Genomic DNA, 746 nt, shown 5'->3' with positions numbered 1-746 from the left:
CGCGCACGAGCGCGGACAGGCCGTGGCCCGCGTCGGCGTAGAGGACGGTGTTGTCCTCGGCGCGCACCCGGGCGTGGAACACGGTGGCGAAGGAGGCCGCCGCGCTCATCTCCGCGGTGAAGCAGTCGGCGGTGCGCTCGATGGCGGCGACGGGATCCGGCACGTTCTTGGCGCTGCGCACGACGGCGCGCGCGGTGGCCGCGATGATCCCCGCGCCCACGCCCTTGCCCATCACGTCGCCGAGCGTGAACGCGAGGCCCTCCTTCACCGGGTACCAGTCGAAGAAGTCGCCGCCCACGGCCTTGGACGGCAGGCACGCGCCCGCGACCTGGTAGCCGGCGAGCGGCGCGCTCGTCTTCGGCAGGAGCGCCCGCTGCACGATCGACGCCCGGGTCAGCTCCTCCTCGCTCAGCCGCTCCCGGGCGCGCGACTCCTCGAGGCTGACCCGCGTGCGGCGCGACAGCTCGTTGACCACGAGCGCCGCGACGGCGAAGGCGAGGGCGCTGAAGAACCCGCGCCACAGCTCGTTCGCGTTCTGCCCGCCGAGCCGGAGGAGGAGCGGCAGGCCGAGCGACACGTAGGTGCCGACGAACGCGACGAGCACGTTCCAGCGGCTCGGGTTCAGGCTGAACCAGACGACCGGGAGGATCACCAGGGATCCGAACACGGACGCGCTCTCGCCCGTCCCGATCCGCAGCAGGCCGACGGCGAGGAAGTCGAGGGCGGGCACGACGACGGCGAAGCGC

General features: G+C 73.3%; 1 protein-coding gene. It reads right to left on the bottom strand.

Going from position 1 to position 746, the window contains the following annotated elements; all coding sequences use genetic code 11:
- A partial coding sequence (locus tag DZG00_RS16050; RefSeq protein ID WP_147360096.1) for a PP2C family protein-serine/threonine phosphatase occupies positions 1 to 746 on the bottom strand: 746 nt, incomplete at both ends.

Origin of the sequence: Clavibacter lycopersici, assembly GCF_003576405.1 — a bacterium.
Lineage (GTDB): Bacteria > Actinomycetota > Actinomycetes > Actinomycetales > Microbacteriaceae > Clavibacter > Clavibacter lycopersici.
This window is presented reverse-complemented; position numbering and strand designations above follow the sequence as displayed.